General features: G+C 72.7%; 17 protein-coding genes. 3 read left to right on the top strand and 14 right to left on the bottom strand.

Going from position 1 to position 17,424, the window contains the following annotated elements; genetic code table 11:
• Positions 1-31: 31 nt before the first annotated feature.
• A complete protein-coding gene (gene fabG, locus OG580_RS28485) occupies positions 32-817 on the bottom strand; it encodes a 3-oxoacyl-ACP reductase FabG (RefSeq protein ID WP_267046504.1) in 786 nt (261 codons plus the stop codon).
• Positions 818-1,110: 293 nt separating this feature from the next.
• On the opposite strand from fabG, the gene OG580_RS28480 reads away from it, so the two are divergent.
• Entirely contained in the window at positions 1,111-1,758 is a 648-nt protein-coding gene (locus OG580_RS28480; RefSeq protein WP_267046503.1) for a hypothetical protein, read from the top strand.
• A gap of 97 nt (positions 1,759-1,855) precedes the next feature.
• Here OG580_RS28480 and OG580_RS28475 read toward each other — a convergent pair whose 3' ends face one another.
• From OG580_RS28475 to OG580_RS28460, 4 genes are read right to left on the bottom strand one after another with little or no spacing between them, the layout of a single operon-like run.
• Positions 1,856-2,989 (bottom strand): nucleotide disphospho-sugar-binding domain-containing protein, encoded by a 1,134-nt coding sequence (locus OG580_RS28475; protein ID WP_267046502.1) that lies wholly within the window; start codon positions 2,987-2,989, stop codon positions 1,856-1,858.
• Positions 2,986-4,005 carry an NADPH:quinone oxidoreductase family protein gene (locus OG580_RS28470; RefSeq protein WP_267046501.1) on the bottom strand — a complete coding sequence of 340 codons (1,020 nt, stop codon included), beginning with the start codon at positions 4,003-4,005 and terminating at the stop codon, positions 2,986-2,988. Before OG580_RS28470 ends, OG580_RS28475 begins: the two co-directional genes overlap by 4 nt.
• Positions 4,006-4,058: 53 nt before the next feature.
• The gene (locus tag OG580_RS28465) at positions 4,059-4,499 is read right to left on the bottom strand and encodes a nuclear transport factor 2 family protein (RefSeq protein WP_267046500.1); all 441 of its coding nucleotides are present in this window, start codon (positions 4,497-4,499) and stop codon (positions 4,059-4,061) included.
• Positions 4,500-4,512: 13 nt separating this feature from the next.
• Positions 4,513-5,289: an AfsR/SARP family transcriptional regulator gene (locus tag OG580_RS28460; protein ID WP_267046499.1), complete on the bottom strand. Its 777-nt coding sequence runs from the start codon at positions 5,287-5,289 to the stop codon at positions 4,513-4,515.
• 230 nt (positions 5,290-5,519) lie between these two features.
• Here OG580_RS28460 and OG580_RS28455 point away from each other — a divergent pair, with 230 nt between their 5' ends.
• Positions 5,520-6,554, top strand: coding sequence for a 3-hydroxyacyl-CoA dehydrogenase NAD-binding domain-containing protein (locus OG580_RS28455; RefSeq protein WP_267046498.1), 1,035 nt, complete (start codon positions 5,520-5,522; stop codon positions 6,552-6,554).
• Positions 6,551-7,054 carry a flavin reductase family protein gene (locus OG580_RS28450; RefSeq protein WP_267046497.1) on the top strand — a complete coding sequence of 168 codons (504 nt, stop codon included), beginning with the start codon at positions 6,551-6,553 and terminating at the stop codon, positions 7,052-7,054. The genes OG580_RS28455 and OG580_RS28450 overlap by 4 nt, the downstream gene beginning before the upstream one ends.
• 63 nt (positions 7,055-7,117) lie before the next feature.
• On the opposite strand, the gene OG580_RS28445 is transcribed toward OG580_RS28450, so the two are convergent.
• The 9 genes from OG580_RS28445 to OG580_RS28405 all read right to left on the bottom strand — a co-directional run bounded on the left by OG580_RS28445 (position 7,118) and on the right by OG580_RS28405 (position 17,392).
• Positions 7,118-8,128, bottom strand: a complete 1,011-nt coding sequence (locus tag OG580_RS28445; RefSeq protein ID WP_267046496.1) for a carbohydrate kinase family protein — start codon at positions 8,126-8,128, stop codon at positions 7,118-7,120.
• 87 nt (positions 8,129-8,215) lie between these two features.
• On the bottom strand, positions 8,216-9,226 hold the full coding sequence (locus OG580_RS28440; RefSeq protein WP_267046495.1) for an NAD(P)-dependent oxidoreductase: 1,011 nt from the start codon (positions 9,224-9,226) through the stop codon (positions 8,216-8,218).
• Entirely contained in the window at positions 9,223-9,945 is a 723-nt protein-coding gene (locus OG580_RS28435) for a trans-aconitate 2-methyltransferase (RefSeq protein ID WP_267046494.1), read from the bottom strand. The genes OG580_RS28440 and OG580_RS28435 overlap by 4 nt, the downstream gene beginning before the upstream one ends.
• A gap of 75 nt (positions 9,946-10,020) precedes the next feature.
• Positions 10,021-11,397 carry an NDP-hexose 2,3-dehydratase family protein gene (locus tag OG580_RS28430; protein WP_267046493.1) on the bottom strand — a complete coding sequence of 459 codons (1,377 nt, stop codon included), beginning with the start codon at positions 11,395-11,397 and terminating at the stop codon, positions 10,021-10,023.
• Positions 11,394-12,515 (bottom strand): dTDP-glucose 4,6-dehydratase, encoded by a 1,122-nt coding sequence (rfbB, locus tag OG580_RS28425; RefSeq protein ID WP_267046492.1) that lies wholly within the window; start codon positions 12,513-12,515, stop codon positions 11,394-11,396. The genes OG580_RS28430 and rfbB overlap by 4 nt, the downstream gene beginning before the upstream one ends.
• Entirely contained in the window at positions 12,512-13,576 is a 1,065-nt protein-coding gene (locus tag OG580_RS28420) for a glucose-1-phosphate thymidylyltransferase (protein ID WP_267046491.1), read from the bottom strand. Before OG580_RS28420 ends, rfbB begins: the two co-directional genes overlap by 4 nt.
• On the bottom strand, positions 13,573-14,703 hold the full coding sequence (locus OG580_RS28415; RefSeq protein WP_267046490.1) for a DegT/DnrJ/EryC1/StrS aminotransferase family protein: 1,131 nt from the start codon (positions 14,701-14,703) through the stop codon (positions 13,573-13,575). Before OG580_RS28415 ends, OG580_RS28420 begins: the two co-directional genes overlap by 4 nt.
• Positions 14,704-14,822: 119 nt before the next feature.
• The gene (locus tag OG580_RS28410; RefSeq protein ID WP_267046489.1) at positions 14,823-15,770 is read right to left on the bottom strand and encodes an aromatase/cyclase; all 948 of its coding nucleotides are present in this window, start codon (positions 15,768-15,770) and stop codon (positions 14,823-14,825) included.
• A gap of 56 nt (positions 15,771-15,826) precedes the next feature.
• The gene (locus tag OG580_RS28405) at positions 15,827-17,392 is read right to left on the bottom strand and encodes an acyl-CoA carboxylase subunit beta (RefSeq protein ID WP_267048158.1); all 1,566 of its coding nucleotides are present in this window, start codon (positions 17,390-17,392) and stop codon (positions 15,827-15,829) included.
• Between the last annotated feature and the right edge of the window lie 32 nt (positions 17,393-17,424).

Below are 17,424 nucleotides of genomic sequence, written 5' to 3'. Positions count from 1 at the left end.
GCGGGCGCGTCCGGGGCGGCCCCGGACGCGGTCAGTAGGTGCCGAGGCCGCCGCAGACGTTGAGGGCCTGCGCGGTGACCGCGGCGGCTCCGTCGCCGACGAGGTACTCGACCATCGCGGCGACCTCGGAGGGCTCGACGTACCGGCCGATCGGCACCCGGGCGGTGACCCGCTCGAAGGCCTCCTCCTCGGTGGTCCCCCAGATGCCGGCGTAGTGGGTGCGGACCTTCTCCGCCATGGGGGTCTCGACGAAGCCGGGGCAGACGGCGTTGACGGTGATGCCGGTCTTGGCCAGCTCCAGGCCCCAGGCCTTCGTCAGGCCGACGACGCCGTGCTTGGAGGCCGAGTAGGGGGCGCCGTGGAGGACGCCCTGCTTGCCGCCGGTGGAGGCGATGTTGACGATGCGGCCGCGCTTCCTCCCCTGCATGCCGCCGACGGTGAGCACCGCCTTCGTCATCCGGAAGACGCTGTTGAGGTTGGTGTTGACGACGTCGAGCCAGAGCTCGTCCGTGACGTCGGCGGTGATGCCGCCACCGCTCCGGCCGGCGTTGTTCACCAGCACGTCGACGGGGCCGTAGCGGGCGACGGCTGCCGTGACGAAGGCGGTGACCTGGTCGGGGTCGGCGACGTCGCAGGTGCTGCCGTCGGCGTCGAAGCCGCGGTCCTGGAGCTGCTTGACGGCCTCGGCGAGCCGGTCGGCCGACCGTGCGCAGAGGTAGACCCGGTGGCCGGTCTCGGCCAGGCGGGATGCGATCTCCCATCCGATGCCGCTGGTCGCGCCGGTGACCACGGCCACGCGGCCGTTCGCCTGAGTCATGGAGGCCTCCAAGAGGTGTGCCGTGCGAAGGGTGTCGAGGGGGCTCCACTCCGAAAGGCGCGGGGAACCCTGCTCGGCCGACCGTCGCCTCCGGGTCTCGAAGGCCGTTCGAAGCGCGCTCGAAGCGGTCGAACCGGCCCCGAATAAGCGGAACTTCGAGTTCTCCTCGATCGGGCGACGAGGTCCCTTCGAGCGGCCCGACCATGCTTTCGTCTCGCCGGCACCACCGGCCTCCCTGCTCCCCGTCACGGGGCAGGGGCCCACGTACCGCAGCGAGAGAGGCCACACGCACCATGAAGAAGAAGAGCGCGGCGGGGATCGCCGCCGCCCTGAGCATCTCGGCGGCCACCGCAATGCTGGGCGCCGCGTCTCCGGCGAGCGCCACCAACCCGGGCACGAGCACCACGTCGACCGTCGGCTACGTGTGCCAGAGCCGGTACGACGGCACGTGGTTCCCGATCAACGGGTACTCCCGGAACTTCACCACCACGGCCCCGGCGCAGGTCTCCCCCGGCTCCGTGTTCAACGTGTCGTTCGACCCCGCCCCGATCCTGGCGCTCGGCGAGTACAACAAGGAGCTCACCGACATCGAGGTCGCCTACAAGGTGTCGCCCGAGGCCCGCGTCCTCGGCTACAAGCTCGTCGGCGGCAGCAACCTCGGCTCGGCGTCGTTCCATGTCGAGCGCCGTGGCGCCGAGTTCGTCGTCACCTCGCCCGACAGCATCGCCGGCGGCGTCGAGTTCGACCTGCCCACCCTGGTGGTCGCCCTGCGCGCACCCGCCACCCCGGCCACGGTCAAGACCGCCCCCGGCGGTTCGAGCTTCGAGAACCGCTCCTTCGGCTGGAACCGGCTGCACCCCGCGAACAACCAGTGGGACCCGTTCCAGTGCTACGCCAACCCTGCGACCCCTGTCGCCTTCAGCACGACGAACGTCGGCTGACGCGCCTCGCGCGCAGGACGTCCTCCCCGGGGGCGGTCACGGGTCACCCCGTGACCGCCCCCGGCGGCGTGCCCGGCCGTCGCCCGGACTCCCCGCGTCAGACGACCAGTCGCTCCACCACCGTCACCACCTCCGCCGGCCCCGGCAGCGCGGCGATCTCGGCGGCGATGTCACCGGACCGCTTCCGGGGGCCGGACTCCTCCAGGAGCTCCCGGCACGCCCCCAGGACGGTCTCGGGTGTGGCGTCCTCGGGGAAGAGGACCCGGGCGGCGCCGAGTTCGGCGGTCCGGCGCATGGTCGAGGCGAAGATGTCCCAGCGGGGCAGCAGGAGTTGGGCCGCCCCGGCGCCCAGCGCGGTCATGCCGGTGACTCCCCCGCCGTGGTGGACGATCAGGTCGCAGGTCGGAGCGACGACGTCGAGGGGCATCCAGCCGATCCGCACCCGGTGACCCGCGGTCTCCCGCAGCCGCGCCGCCGCCTCCTCGGGGGCCGCCACCAGGATCTCGGCGTCGAAGGTCGCGAGGTCCGCCACCAGCCGGCCGAGGAAGTCCCGGTTGGCCTCGGTCTCGCGGCTGCCCGAGGTCACACAGACCCGGGGCCGGTCGCCCCGGGCGTACATCCACGGTTCGAGCGGTAACTGCCGGTTGTACGGGATCCAGCGCATCGACTGCGCCGGGTCGGCGTCCGGGGGCCGCAGGCTCGGCGGGCAGACGTCGACGCGCAGCTCCGGACCGGGGAGCCCGCCGAGACCCAACGCGTCGAGCTCCGGCCGGAGTTCCTCCGCGGCGTACGGGTCGACGCCCCGGGTGTCGTACAGGTCCCAGGCCTGGCGGACGTACGGGACCCCGAGGTGGGCGGCGAGGAGCGGCGCCGCGTACGACATGCTGCCGCCGACGACGACGTCGGGGCGCCAGCGGGCGGCGAGTTCACGCAGCCCCGGGAGGCTCTCGGCGGCCAGCCTGCCGAACCAGCCCCCGTGGTGGCGGCGTTCCGGCTCGACGCCCCGGGGCATCCGCGGCACCGGCTGCCCGGACCGGTCGGTGCGGATCAGGCTCTCCCAGGTGCGCGGGGTGACCGCCGCACCGGCCAGCCCGATGCCCGTGATGTGCGGGACGAGCTCCTCCGTACCGGCCACGATCACCTGGTGCCCCGCCTGGCGGGCGGCGCCGGCCAGGGAGGCGAGTCCGAAGACGGTCGCCGGGCTGGGCCCCGCGACGAAGAGGATCCTCATGCCGCACCTCCGGTGGTCCGGGTCGCGCGGCCGGTGAGCAGCACGATGCGGCCCGACTGGGCGCGGCTCTCGACGATCTCGTGCGCCTTGCCGACGTCCTCCAGGGGCAGTGTCGCGTGCACGGTCTGCCGGACGGTGCCCGCGAGGAGATGGGCGGTGAGGGTGTCGTGGTCGGCCCGGTACCGCTCGGGCCGCGCGTTCCGCCACGCCGAGAGGGCGAATCCGGTGAGGAAGCGCATCCCGATGAGCTCCATGGGCGAGACGGTGGGAATGCCGAGGCCGCCGCCTGCCGAACCGTAGAAGACGAGCCTGCCGAAGGGGGCGAGGAGGCCCACGCCCTGCCGCAGCACGTCGCCGCCGACGCTGTCGAGGATCACGTCGACGCCCCGCCCGCCGGTGGCCTCGCGTACCGCGTCCGGCCATTCCGGGCGGCTGTAGTCGATGGCCACGTCCGCGCCGAGGGTGCGGGCGTAGGCGCACTTCTCGGGCGTGCCCGCGGTCGCGATGACCGTGCCGGCCCCGGCGAGCCGGGCCAGCTGGACGGCGAGGTGCCCGATGCCTCCCGCGGCGGCGTGCACGAGCACGCTCTCCCCGGGGGCGAGGCCGGCGGTGCCCATCGTGCCCATGGCGATGGGCCCGGGGGCGGGAAGGGCCGTGGCCTGCGCGGCGTCGAGCTCGGCGGGGACCGGGAGCACGGTGTCCGCGTCGACGGCGACGTACTCGGCGTAGGCGCCGTGCAGGGTGAAGGCGCCGACCCGGTCGCCGGTCGCGATCCCGGTCACGCCGGGCCCCAGGGCGACGACCTCGCCGACGACGTCGCCGCCGAGGGTGACGGGGAACTCGGGGCGCCACATGGGGGCGGGGAAGACGTTCCGTCGCATCTGGGTCTGGGCGAAGCCCACGGAGACCGCCTCGGCCGCGATCAGCACCTGACCCGGCCCCGGTTCCGGTATCGGCACCTCTTCGGTGCGCAGCACCTCGGGGCCGCCGTACTCATGGATTCGGACAGCGCGCATGGCGTTCCTCCAGTGAGGGAGAGAGAAGGGAGGGTGGAGGGGGGCGGTTCCGGTCACGATTCCGGCAGGTGGTCGTGGTCCACCCGGCGGGAGCGGGTGAGGAGCCGGCCGTCCTCCTCGACGAGGACGTCCCGGACCAGGCAGCTCGGCGCGATCTCGGGGACCCGCTCGCCCGCCCGGGTCAGCAGCGCCAGGACGTAGAAGGTCGCGTGGATCGTTCCGTCGGTCTGCTCCTGGACGTTCAGCATGTTGAACCAGTGGCGGCGCTGGACGGGTTCACCGGCGAAGCGCTCCGCGTGGAACGCGGCCAGCTCCTTCGCGATGCCGGCCCGGGTGTGGGCGGCCGGCCGGCCGGGCGAGTGCCGGAACTCGCCGTCCTCGGTGAACGTGGCGGCGTACTCGTCGAACCGGCCGCCGTCGAGCGCCTGCATCTGCTCCGCGTGGAACTGCTGCACACGGCTGTACAGGTCGCCGGTGACTCGGGTGGTGGACATGGCTCTCCCTTCGTCAGGCCGCGCGACCGGAGCGCGCGACCGGGTTCAGTACTTCGTGGTGCAGCCGTTGCACGTCGGGCGACGGCTCGATGCCCAGCTCGTCGTCGAGCGAGCGCCACAGGTCGCGGTAGACCTTGAGGGCCTCGGCCCGTCGGCCGCAGTTGCTGAGCGACTCGATGAGCTGGGCGTGGAACCACTCGTTGAGCGGGTACTGCTGGATGAGGGCGCACAGTTCGGGGATGAGGTCACGCTCGTTCCCGAGCTGCTTGAGCGCCTCGATGCGCCGCTCCACCGCACGGACCCGGAGCTCCTCCAGGTACATCGTGTAACCGGTGAGGACGCGGCCGGTGGAGATGTTGGCCAGGGCGGGTCCCGTCCACAGGTCCAGGGCGTCGCCCAGGGTGCGGGCGGCCAGTTCGAGGTGGCCCCGGTCGGCGGCCCGTCGGCCGGACTTCACGAGCTCCTCGAACTCCCGCGTGTCCAGACCGTGTCCGGTCGGATCGACGAGGTAGCCGGGGCTGCGGGTGACGAGGATCCGCTCCCCGGCCCCGGCGAGTCCCTCGCCGACGAGGAGTTTCCGCAGGTGGTAGACGTACGTCTGCAGCGTGGTCAGGGCGCTGCGCGGGGGGTTCTCTGCCCAGAGTTCCTGGATGAACGCGTCGACCGGCACGATCTCCTTGGGGCGGGTGAGGAGCAGGGCGAGGACCTGGCTGGCCTTCGGCGTGGGCGGGATACAGGACCGGCCGTCCTCCGTGGTGATCTCGAAGGGGCCGAGGAGATGGAATTTCACTGGCTGACCTCGGACGTCTCGTTTCCGGTCGGTTCCGGACAAGGGGATGGGTGTCACTGATCTCTGAGGGGGTTCGCGCGTCGGGTCCGCGCGGGAGCCGCGCGTCGAGCACGCGTCGAGGATCCGTCGAGCCCGGCGGCCGAGCATGGCTCCGTGCGAGAGCGCATGCGCGGATTCGAGGATTCGAGGATTCGAGGATTCGTGAACTCCAGGACGGGAGAACGAAAACGATGAGCGGAACCGGCCGGCCCACCGTGGCGGTGATCGGCGCGGGGACGATCGGCCTCGGGTGGATCACCCTGTTCCTCGGACATGGACTGGACGTGCGGGTCAACAGCCGCCGTCCCGAAGCGCGGAGCGTCGTCCTGGGGGGCCTGCGGACCTTCGCGCCCACCCTTCCGGGCGGCGCCGGCCTCGACCCCGAGGAGCTGCTGGAACGGGTGACCTTCGAGCCCGACGTGGCCCGCGCGGTGGAGGGCGTCGACGTCGTCCAGGAGAACGCGCCGGAAGACCTGCCTCTCAAGCAGGAGTTGTACCGGCTGATCGGTGAAGCAGCCCCGGCGCGGGCGCTGTTGCTGTCGTCGACGTCCACGCTGCTGCCCGATGCCATGGGCGAGCGGATGAAGGACTCCGCCCGTCTTGTCGTCGGACACCCCTTCAACTCGCCCCACATCGTGCCCCTGGTGGAGGTCGTCGCGGGTGAGCGGACGGACCCGGCGGCGGTGACGGAGGCCGTCGACTTCTACCGCTCGGTGGACCGGACGCCGGTCGTGCTGCGGCGGCCGATCGCCCGGTTCGTCGCCAACCGGCTCCAGTCGGCGCTGCTCCAGGAGAGCATCCACCTCGTCCGGGAGGGCGTGGTGACGATGGAGGAGCTGGACACCGTCGTGACGCGGTCGATCGGTCTGCGCTGGGCCACGATCGGTCCGTTCCACGCCTTCCATCTCGGCGGCGGGGAGGGCGGTCTGCGGAAGTGGCTCGGCCATCTCGGTGTCGGCCTGGAGAGGAGCTGGGCCGAGCTGGGGTCCCCCCGGATGACCGAGGAGACGATCGACGCCCTCGGTACGGAGGCCGAGCGCCTGTTCGGCGGTACGGGGTACGGGGACCTGTGCCGGGAGCGCGACCTGCGCCACCGCGCGGTGCTCGACGCACTGGCGGCGGTCGGGACGGAGCCCGGGACCGCGACGGTCGGGCCCCGGCCTGACGACCCCGCGCCGGACCGCACCGCGACAGGCCGTCCCGGGACCGGCGGGGCCTCCTCGTGACCGTGCGCGCGGACATCAGGGCCGTACGGGACGCCGAGACCTTCAAGGACGCGCTGTCCCTCCTCGCCTCGCCGCTCACACTCGTGACGACGGCGGACGAGGAGGGGCGCCGGTGGGGGCTGACGGCGAGTTCCGTCACCTCCGCCTCGCTCTCCCCGCCGCTGGTCGTGGTCGGCATCGCCCGCACCTCCAGTTGCGCCGCGGCCTTCGCCACCGCGTCCGGGTTCGTCGTCAACGTGCTCGGGGAGCAGCACCGGGAGCTCGCCCGCCGGTTCGCCACCTCGGGCATCGACCGGTTCGCCGGTCAGGAGCTCGCCGGCTGGCCCGGCTCGCGGCTGCCCTTCGTCCCGGACGCGCACGCGGCCTTCCACTGCGCGGTCGAGGACCGGCTGCGGGTCGGGGACCACGAGCTGCTGGTGGGGCGTCCGACCGAGGTGCTGCTCGACGGGGGTTCCGCGCCGCTTCTCTGGCACGGCCGGGCATTCCGTACGGCGACCTGAACGGAGGACGGGTCAGGAGCGCGAGGCCCCACCCGCCCCGCCCATCCCGCCCGCACCGACGGCTCACACCGCCCCGACGACCCCGGCGGGGGCCCGGACCGCCGCCGTCTCCGCCGCGAGGTCGGCGGCCGCCGCCGTCCCGTAGGCGTCCGCGACACGGGCCGACAGCAGCGCCCCGTCGAGGGTGTACGCCTGCGGTCCCACGGACTCCAGGGCGGTGGTGGCGACGACCGCGCCGAGCCGCGCGGCCCGTTCCGGGTCGTCCTTCCGGGCCGTGGCGGCGAGGAATCCGGCCCGGAAGGCGTCCCCGGCTCCGGTGGGCTCCACGGGTCCGGCCGCGGGGACGGCCGGTACGTCGACGGCCGGCCGGCCCGCGGCCAGGATCCGGACGCCGTCCGCTCCCCGGGTGATCACCCAGGTGCCGACCCGCTCCAGGACCTGCCGCTCGGTCCACCCCGTCCGCTCCTGGACGAGCTGGGCCTCGTACGCGTTGGTGAAGAGGTGGCGCGGCCCCCGCAGGAGCAGCCGCACCTCGTCCCCGTCGAGCCGCGCCAGCTGCTGGGACGGGTCGGCGCAGAAGGCGACGCCGAGTTCGGCCGCCTCCCTGGTGTGCCGCAGCATCGCCTCCGGGTCGTTCGGCGAGACGAGGAGCAGGTCCAGGCCGCCGGCCCGGGCGAGCACCGGCGCGAGGGCGATGTGCCGCGCCTCGGCCATGGCACCGGCGTAGAAGGTGCCGATCTGGTTCTGCTCCGCGTCGGTGGTGCAGATGAACCGGGCCGTGTGGCGGGTCTCGCTGACGTGTACGGAGCCGGTGTCGACGCCGTGGTCCGCCAGCCGCCTCCCGTACTCGGCGAAGTCCCGCCCCACGGCTCCCACGAGCAGGGGGCGGAGCCCGAGGGCACCGAGGCCGTAGGCGATGTTCGCCGCGACGCCGCCGCGGCGTACGTCCAGTTCGTCGGCGAGGAAGGAGAGGGAGACCTTGTCGAGCTCCCCCGCGATGAGCTGGTCCCCGAACCTGCCGGGGAAGGTCAGCAAATGGTCGGTGGCGATGGAGCCTGTCACCGCGATACGCACATCCACTCCAGTCTTTACGGGCTGTACGGGCTGTACGGGCTGTACGGGCTGTACGGGCTGTTCGTTCGTGAGCTTCCTGCGGCCGGTTCAGACGGTGGCGGCCCGGCCGCTGACGTCCTCCCAGTAGGCGGCGAGCGACTCGTCCAGGCCGCGGGTCGGCCGCCAGCCGAGGAGCTCGCGGGCCGGGGCGAGGTCCGTCCGTATCCAGTCCCGTTCCGGTACGGCCCCGGGGTCCTCCGGCCGTTCGACGATGCGGGCGGGCACGCCGCTCACCCGCACCAGGAGGTCCACGAGCCGGCGTACGGGGACGGCCTCGCCGCGCCCGATGTCGACGGCCCGGCCGCTGGCGGACGAGAGGGCCGCCGCGAGCACGGCCGCCGACACGTCCCGTACGTCGACGTAGTCGCGGTGGGCCCGCAGCGGGGCGAGTTCGACGGTGACCGGCTCGCCGCGGGCAGCGCCCTCCACCAGCCGCCGGGCGACCCTGCCGAGCAGGCTGACGTCGGGGGCGCCGACGCCCGACACGTTGGCGACGCGCAGGACGAGCGCCCGCACGGCGCCGTTCGCCGCCGCCTCCAGGACGGCACGGGAGGCGACGAGCTTCGCCTTTCCGTACGGGGTCGTCGGCTCGGGCGCCGGGCCGGGGCCCGGAGTGTCGCCCGGTCGCGGGGTGCCGTCGGGCGGCGGCACCGGGCCGTGTTCGAGTACGGAGCCGAGGTGGACCAGCCGGGGCAGGGGCCGGGGCCGGTTCCGCAGCGCGCCGAGGGCGTCGAGGAGCCGCAGGGTGGGGACGGTGCAGATGCGGTCCATGGCGGCGTCGTCGCGGCTCCAGATGCTGCCGGTGGCGTTGACGACGACGTCGGGGCGCTCGGCCTCCAGGGTGCGGGCGAGGTCGTCCGGCGGCGTCTCCGCCAGGTCGAGGGGGAGGAACCGGGCCGCGACGGGCCGTTCCGGTGCGGTCCTGGCGACGGCCAGGACGTCCCAGCCGGCGGTGCGGAAGTCCGCGCAGACGGTCCGGCCCACGAAACCGGTGCCGCCGAGCACGAGGACGCGCCGGGCCCGGTCCGGGCCCGGTGCGCCGGGGGGACCGGCCGTCACTTGCGTACTCCGACGAGGAACCCGCGGGCCGACACCGGGCTCTCGACCTGCTCGAAGGCGAAGCCCGCGGCGGTGAAGGCGGCCTCGTACCGGTCGCGACCGAAGAGCCGGCACAGGTGGTCCTCGGTGAAGTGCCGTACCCCGTGGTCGGGGTGGGCCACCACGTAGTGGACGCGCATGAGGGACGCCTCACCGGCGGGGGTGGCGAGCGAGGCGTGCGAGACGCGGGCCACGCTGGTCCCTTCGACCTCCACCACGTCGGCGGAGACGTGTCCGGGCGTGAAGGTGTCCGGACCCCACCACGGTTCGACGACCAGGACGCCGCCGGGGTTCAGATGACGGGCGAACGAGCGCAGGGTGGCGTCGAGTTGGTCGGCAGAGTCGACGTACCCGATGGAGCCGAAGAGACAGACGGCGGCGTCGAAGCGACGGCCCAGGTCGAAGTCGCGCATGTCGCCGAGGGCGAGGGGAACGCCGGGCAGGCGGGTGCGGGCGAGGGACAGCATCGACTCGGAGAGCTCCACGCCCTCGACCCGGGCGTACCGCTCGGCGAAGCGGGCGAGGTGGGCGCCGGTGCCGCAGGCGATGTCGAGGAGGGAGGCGGCCCCGGGCATCCGGTCGTCGATCAGGCCGGCGACGGCGGCGGCCTCGGCGCCGAAGTCCTTGCCGCGGGCGCTGTGCAGGAGGTCGTAGAGCTCGGCGGAGTCGTTTCCGTACATGGTCGTCCTCGATGGGGTCGGTATCGGTATCGGTATCGGTGGCGAAACCGGGTGTCAGGGGAGCCCGGCTGACCGTCAGAAGCCCTCGATGGCGCCGGAGTTGATGCAGGCGAGCAGGGTGCGCGCCTGGACGTTCACGTAGCGCGCGTGCCGGGCGAGGGCGCCGAGCTGGCCCGGGGTGATCCAGAGGTAGCCCTCGGGCGGCTCCGCCGGCGCGTCGGGGTCGGCCTCGACGATCAGATACCGGCTCTCTGCGTCGAGGAACCGGCCACCCTCCTCGGAGTGGACCGCCTCGTAGCGGATGCGGCGGGGTTCGGCCGCGAGGACCTCAGCCAGGAACGGGGGCCGGTCGGCGGGGTCGAGGTGGGCGTAGTTCTCCGGGGTGTACTGCACGGTGGGGGCCAGCTCCAGGACGTCGAGCAGGCCGGCCTCCACGCGCGCGTGGACCAGGAGGTGGGGGACGCCGCCGATGCGGCGGGTGAGGAACGCGGTCACTCCGCGTCCGGCCGGTTCGACGAGCGGCTGCGTCCAGCCGGTGACCTCGCGGCTGCCGGCCTCGACGGCGACGGCGACCACGCGGAAGTAGCGCCCGTCGGGGCGCTCGACGGTATTGGGGGTGCGGTGCCAGCCCCGGACCCCGGCGAGGGGGAGCCGCTCGACACGGACCTCGTGGCGGGCGCGCTGGGCGGTGATCCAGGAGAGCAGTTCGAGGTCGGTGTGGAGCGCGCGGGCGAGGGTGTCCCCGGCGGAGGGGGTCGGCAGCCCGGCGAGGACGGTACGCGAGTCCATGTTGACGAGGTTGTCGAGGCGGAGCAGGCGCCCGATCTGACCGAGGGTCAGCCAGCGGAAGTCCTCGTGCGGCGGGACGTCGTCGTCGGTCTCCACGAGGACGTTCCGGTTGGCCTTCCGCAGGAACCAGGAGCCGTGTTCGGACTGGAGGACGTCGGCGAGCACCCGGCCGCGGCGCGGGTCCACGAAGTACTCCAGATAGCGCACGTCCGAACCCTTGTGCACCTTGGTGTAGTTGGAGCGGGTGGCCTGGACGGTCGGGGAGAGCTGGAGGAGGTTCCGGTTGCCCGGTTCCATCTTGGCCTGCATCAGGAAGTGCAGGACTCCGTCGATCTCCTTGGCGAGGATGCCGAGGATGCCGACCTCGGGCTGGTGGATGATCGGCTGCTGCCACGAAGGGACGGGACCGCCGGCGACGGTGACGCCGACACCCTCGACCGAGAAGAACCGGCCGCTGTGGTGGACGAGATCGCCGGTGCCCGGTGCGAACATCCAGCCGTCGAGGTCCGCGAAGGGGATGCGGTCGACCCGGAACCGGTGGGCCCGGAGCCGTTCCGCCAGCCACTCCGCGACCCCGTCCGTGCGCAGACGGGCGCCCTCGGAGGCGGCGGCGGACCGGGCGAGCCGCTGCGGCAGGCCGGCGTCCACGCGCGGGCGCGTCACGGGCACGTCCCGGTACCGACCCCCGGACCCGGCCCCGGTCCCATACCGGCGCCCGACCCCGGACCCGTACCGGCGCCCGACCCCGACCCCGACCCCGTACCGACCCCCGACCCCGGACCCGTACCGCTCTCCGGGCCGGCGGCGGCGCTCCCCCGGTGCTTCACCGGCTTCCACCACCCTGGGTTCTCCCGGTACCAGGTGACGGTGTCCTCCAGCCCCTCCCCGAAGGGGACGCGGGGCTCGTATCCGAGCTGTTCGCGGATCTTGCCGTCGTCCAGGGAGTAGCGCAGATCGTGGCCCTTGCGGTCGGCGACCGGCCGGATCAGGGACTCGTCGGCGCCGCACAGCTCCACGAGCCGGTGGGTGAGCTCCAGATTGGTGATCTCGTCCCCGCCACCGACGTTGTAGATCTCGCCGGCCCCGCCGTCGGCGAGGACGAGCTGGACGGCCCTGCAGTGGTCGTCGACGTGCAGCCATTCGCGGACGTTGCGGCCGTCCCCGTACAGCGGCAGGGGTACGCCTTCGAGGAGGTTGGTGACGAAGAGCGGGACGAGTTTCTCGGGGTGCTGGTGGGGGCCGTAGTTGTTGGAGCAGCGGGTGATGGAGACGTCGAGGCGGTGGGTGCGCCAGTAGGAGCGGGCCACCAGGTCTGCGCCCGCCTTCGAGGCCGCGTAAGGGGAGTTGGGCAGCAGCGGCCGACTCTCCGTCCAGGATCCCGTCTCGATCGATCCGTACACCTCGTCGGTGGAGACGTGGACGACCCGCTCGATGCCGGTCTCCACGCAGGCGTCCAGTACCGTCTGGGTGCCGCCGACGTTCGTGCGGACGAACTCGGCGGCGGACTCCACGGAGCGGTCGACGTGCGACTCGGCGGCGAAGTGCACGAGGCCGTCGTGGCCGGGGAACACGTCGAGGAGCAGCGGCAGGTCGCAGACGTCGCCGTGGACGAAGTCCAGGCGGGGGTGGTCCGCGGGGAGGTTCTCCCGGTTGCCGGCGTAGCTGAGCTTGTCGACGACCGTGATCCGCGCGTCCTCGTAGCCGGGGTAGCCGCCCGCCAGCATGGTGCGGACGTAGTGCGAGCCGATGAAGCCGGCGCCGCCGGTGACGAGCAGCCTCACGCCGCCACCTCGATACGGGTGTGGTCGCCGACCACGAGCCGGTGACCGTCGCCCTCGGCACCGGCGCCGACGACGGCGTTGCGGCCGATCAGCGAGGAGCGCAGGCCGGTCACGGCGCTGATGGAGGCCCCGTCCATCACGATGGAGTCGGTCAGGGTCGTGTCGCGCAGGAGGCAGCCGCGGCCGATCGAGGTGTGGGGTCCGACCGTGCTGTTCTCGATCACCGTGCCGGCGCCGATGACGGCGGGCCCGGTGACCGTGGAGCGGACGAGCCGGGCACCGGCCTCGATCACGACGCGGCCCGTCACCTCGCTGGCGGCATCGACGTCGCCGTCGATGCGGGCGGTCTGTTCGCCGAGCAACTGCCGGTTGCAGGCCAGGACTTCCTCGGCGCGCCCGGTGTCCTTCCAGTAGCCGTCGTACTCGCTCGCCGTGACGCGCGAGCCGTGGGTGACGAGCCATTGGACGGCGTCGGTGATCTCCAGTTCGCCGCGGGCTCCGGGTTCGATGGCGGCGACGGCGCGGTGGATGGCGGCGGTGAAGAAGTACACGCCGATGAGGGCGAGGTCGCTGCGGGGCCGTTCGGGCTTCTCGACGAGCCGTGACACGCTGCCGTCGGGGGCGAGTTCGGCCACGCCGAAGGCGCGGGGGTCGCGGACCTTGTGGACGACGACCTGGGCGTCGGGCCGCCGGGCGGCGAAGTCGGCGGCGATGTCGGCGATTCCACCGGGCAGCATGTTGTCGCCGAGGTACATCACGAAGTCGTCGTCGCCGAGGAAGGGCCGGGCGAGGGCGACGCAGTGCGCGAGGCCGAGCGGCTTCTCCTGCGGGATCAGGGTGATGCGCAGTCCCAGCCGGGAGCCGTCGCCGATGACCTGGGCGATCTCGGCGGCCCAGTCGCCGACGATGACGCCGACCTCGGTGACGCCGATCGCGCGGACGTTCTCCAGGACGTGTTCGAGGACGGGCTTGTTGGCGATCGGGATGAGCTGCTTGGGCATCGAGTAGCTGAAGGGGCGCAGACGGGTGCCCGCTCCGCCGGACAGCACCAGGGCCTTCATGACCGTGCCCCCTCGGTGAGGACCTCCCGCAGGGCGGAGATCACCTTGTCCTGGACGTCCTCGGAGAGCGACGGGTACATGGGGAGGGAGAAGATCTCGCCGGCCAGCCGCTCGGTCACGGGCAGCGAGCCCGTGGCGTAGCCGAGGTGCCGGAAGCCGCTCATCGTGTGCACGGGCCAGGGGTAGCTGATGTTGAGCGAGATGCCGTAGCCCTTGAGCCGCTCGATGATCTCGTCGCGGCGCGGGTGGCGGACGACGTACACGTAGTACACGTGGTCGTTGCCCTCGGTGGTGGCGGGGAGCCGGAGCCCGTCCGGTGCGACGAGGTCTCCGAGGCCCTCCTCGTAGCGGCGGGCGACGGCCCGGCGTCCTTCGAGGTAGGTGTCGAGGCGGCGCAGCTTGCGCCGGAGGATCTCGGCCTGCACCTCGTCGAGGCGGGAATTGTGGCCGGGGGTCTGGACGACGTAGTACGTCTCCGCCATGCCGTAGTACCGCAGGCGCCGCAGGTCGGCGTCGACGTCCGGGTCGTCGGTGACGACCGCGCCGGCGTCGCCGTACGCGCCGAGGACCTTGGTCGGGTAGAAGGAGAAGGCCGCCGCGTCGCCCATGGTGCCGGCCGTCCGGCCGTGGTGGCGGGCGCCGTGCGCCTGGGCGCAGTCCTCCAGGATCCTCAGTCCGTGCTCGGCGGCGAGGCGCTCCAGCGGTGCCATGTCCACGCACTGGCCGTAGAGGTGGACGGGTAACAGGGCCTTGGTGCGGGGGGTGATGGCCGCGGCGACCTGGTCGGTGTCCATCAGGAAGTCCTCTTCGCGGATGTCCACGAAGACGGGGGTGGCGCCGGCGCCGTCGATGGCGAGGACGGTGGGGGCGGCGGTGTTGGAGACGGTGACGACCTCGTCGCCGGGTCCGACCCCGAGGGCCTGGAGGCCGAGCTTCACGGCGTTGGTGCCGTTGTCGACGCCGGTGCAGTGGGCGAGGCCGTGGTAGGCGGCGAACTCGTTCTCGAAGCCCTGGACGGAGGCGCCGAGGACCAGGCGGCCGGAGCGGAAGACGGTGTCCACCGCGTCGATGAGGTCGTCGCGTTCGTTCTCGTACTCCGGGAGGTAGTCCCAGACGTGGGTGGTCATGGTGATCCTTCTGCGAGTGCGGATTCGGAGGGGGCGGGCCGCCTGCGCGGTCGTCGGCGGGCCGGCTTCGCGGTCGTCGGCGAGACGCCTGCGCGGCCGGCGGCGGTCCGGCTTCGCGGTCAGCGGCGGGCCGCGGCGTAGGCTCCGGCGTGCCTCAGCGTGGCCAGGCTGTTCGCGCCCAGCGCCTCGCGGAGGAAGCGGCGCGCCGCCGGTACGTCGGCCGTCTCGCCGAGGACCCGGGTGACGGCGCGGGGCTCGACCACGGCGGTGTGGCGCGAGGTGACGACGGTGGCACCGGTGCCGTCCTCCTCGAAGAGCCAGGTCCCGGTGTGCAGGGCCATCAGCGGGGGCAGGGTGGTCTGCTTGTAGACGATCCGCTCGTACGGGACGCAGACGCGCACCGACTCGGTGGTGTGCGGACTGCCGTCCTTGGTGAGCGTGTCCATGGCCAGGATCTGCACTCCGGGGCCGGCGTCCCGCAGGGAGACGGCGGTGACGTGGGGCAGCCGGTCGGCCCAGTGCTGGGCCTGGTCGATGAAGTCGTAGACGTCCTTGACGTGGCCTTCGAGGCGCACGGTGTCCTCGAAGGTGAGGAAGGTGTCGTTCTCGCCGCCCGGCCGTTCGGCGTGCGCCTTGAGCGCGGCGAGCTCCGCGCGGCTGTTGGCGTCCACGGCACGGTCGATCCAGTCGAGGGTCCCGGCGTCGTCGCCGGCGGCCCGGAAGTCGTGCAGCAGTCGTACGCGGCACTCTTCCGGCCCGGTGGGCTCGATGATCCAGGCGCCGCCCATCGCGGCGATCGGCGGGCTCGGCACCTCCTGCCGGAAGCCGACGCGCAGCCCCGCCCGGTCCAGGGTGCGCCGGGACGTCCAGTGCCTGACCTGTCCGTCGACGGTGGCCCAGAGGCGGATGCGCTCCTCGGTGTCGCCCCGCTCCAGGTGGTCGGCGTGGACGGAGGGAGGGAAGATCGCGGGCCAGCCGCCGACGTCGGCGACGAGCGCGTAGAGCCGGTCGGCCGTCGCGTGGACGGTGATCTCGTGCGCGGTCTCCCGCGTGGTGTGCTGGGTCATGGTCGGCTCCTCGGTGTCGGCGCACGGCTCGGTGCCCGCGCCCGGCGGCTCCGGCGTCACTGCGGCGGGTTTCCGTGTTTGCGTGCGGGGAGTTCGGCGTGCTTCGCGCGGAGCATGGCGAGCCCGCGGACGAGCACCCGGCGGGTGTCGGCGGGGTCGATGACGTCGTCGACGAGGCCGCGCTCGACGGCGTAGTAGGGGTGCATGAGTTCGGCCTTGTACTCCTTGATCTTCTGCCGACGTTCCGCCTCGGGGTCCGGGGCGTCCGCGATCTGCCGCCGGAAGATGACGTTGGCGGCGCCCTCGGCGCCCATGACCGCGATTTCGTTGGTGGGCCAGGCGTACGTCAGGTCGGCGCCGATGGACTGGGAGTCCATGACGATGTAGGCGCCGCCGTAGGCCTTGCGCAGGATCAGTGAGATCCGGGGGACGGTCGCGTTGCAGTACGCGTAGAGCAGCTTGGCGCCCCGCCGGATGACGCCGTCGTGCTCCTGGCCGACGCCGGGGAGGAAGCCGGGTACGTCCACGAGCGTGACGATCGGGATGTTGAAGGCGTCGCACATCTGCACGAACCGGGCCCCCTTCTCGGAGGCGTCGATGTCCAGGACGCCGGCCATCACGGAGGGCTGGTTGGCGACGATGCCGACGACCCGGCCGTCCAGCCGGGCGAGCGTGCACACCAGGTTGGCGGCCCAGCCGCCGTGCACCTCCATGTGCTCCCGGTCGTCGACGAGTTCCTCGATGACGGCCCGGACGTCGTACGCGCGCACGGTGTCGGCCGGGACGAGGTCGACGAGGGCCGGGGTCGCGCGGTCCGGGGAGTCGTCCGGCGGGAAGGCCGGGGGCAGTTCGCGGTTGTTCTGGGGGAGCATCGAGAGGAGGTAGCGGACCTCCGCGATGCAGGTCTCCTCGTCGTCGTACGCGAAGTGCGCGACGCCCGAGGTCTCGGCGTGCACGTCCGCGCCACCCAGGCCGTTCTGGGTGATCTCCTCACCCGTGACCGCCTTCACGACGTCCGGACCCGTGATGAACATCTGCGAGGTCTCACGGACCATGAACACGAAGTCCGTCAGCGCCGGACTGTAGGCCGCGCCACCGGCACACGGGCCCAGCATCACCGAGATCTGCGGGATGACACCGCTCGCCCTCGTGTTGCGCTGGAAGATCCCGCCGTACCCGGCGAGGGCGGAGACGCCCTCCTGGATACGGGCGCCCGCACCGTCGTTCAGCGAGACCAGCGGAGCACCGGCCGCGATGGCCATGTCCATGATCTTGTGGATCTTCGTCGCGTGAGCCTCGCCCAGCGCACCACCGAAGATCCGGAAGTCATGCGCGTACACGAAGACCGTCCGGCCCTCGACCGTCCCCCAACCGGTGACCACACCGTCGGTGTACGGCTTCTTCGCCTCCAGGCCGAAGCCCGTCGCCCGATGCCGGCGCAGCTGCTCGACCTCACTGAACGAACCCGCGTCGAGCAGCAGCTCGATACGCTCACGCGCGGTCAGCTTGCCCTTCGCGTGCTGCGCCTCGGTGGCACGCTCACTCGGCCCACGGAGCGCCCGCTCACGCAGGACGCGCAGCTCGGCACGGGGATCGGGGATGTGGTCAGGGGGTCGGTCCAGGGCGGCGGCTGTCCGCGGTCGGCTGTCGGCTG

The organism is Streptomyces sp. NBC_00094, assembly GCF_026343125.1.
Taxonomy (GTDB): domain Bacteria; phylum Actinomycetota; class Actinomycetes; order Streptomycetales; family Streptomycetaceae; genus Streptomyces.
This window is presented reverse-complemented; position numbering and strand designations above follow the sequence as displayed.

Excerpts from the sequence above, each read along its gene's own strand:
- OG580_RS28470 (WP_267046501.1), bottom strand. The coding sequence starts at position 4,005 with ATGCGCGCTGTCCGAATCCATGAGTACGGCGGCCCCGAGGTGCTGCGC.
- OG580_RS28475 (WP_267046502.1), bottom strand. The coding sequence starts at position 2,989 with ATGAGGATCCTCTTCGTCGCGGGGCCCAGCCCGGCGACCGTCTTCGGA.
- OG580_RS28435 (WP_267046494.1), bottom strand. The coding sequence starts at position 9,945 with ATGTACGGAAACGACTCCGCCGAGCTCTACGACCTCCTGCACAGCGCC.
- OG580_RS28420 (WP_267046491.1), bottom strand. The coding sequence starts at position 13,576 with ATGAAGGCCCTGGTGCTGTCCGGCGGAGCGGGCACCCGTCTGCGCCCC.
- fabG (WP_267046504.1), bottom strand. The coding sequence starts at position 817 with ATGACTCAGGCGAACGGCCGCGTGGCCGTGGTCACCGGCGCGACCAGC.
- OG580_RS28410 (WP_267046489.1), bottom strand. The coding sequence starts at position 15,770 with ATGACCCAGCACACCACGCGGGAGACCGCGCACGAGATCACCGTCCAC.
- OG580_RS28465 (WP_267046500.1), bottom strand. The coding sequence starts at position 4,499 with ATGTCCACCACCCGAGTCACCGGCGACCTGTACAGCCGTGTGCAGCAG.
- OG580_RS28480 (WP_267046503.1), top strand. The coding sequence starts at position 1,111 with ATGAAGAAGAAGAGCGCGGCGGGGATCGCCGCCGCCCTGAGCATCTCG.
- OG580_RS28415 (WP_267046490.1), bottom strand. The coding sequence starts at position 14,703 with ATGACCACCCACGTCTGGGACTACCTCCCGGAGTACGAGAACGAACGC.
- OG580_RS28455 (WP_267046498.1), top strand. The coding sequence starts at position 5,520 with ATGAGCGGAACCGGCCGGCCCACCGTGGCGGTGATCGGCGCGGGGACG.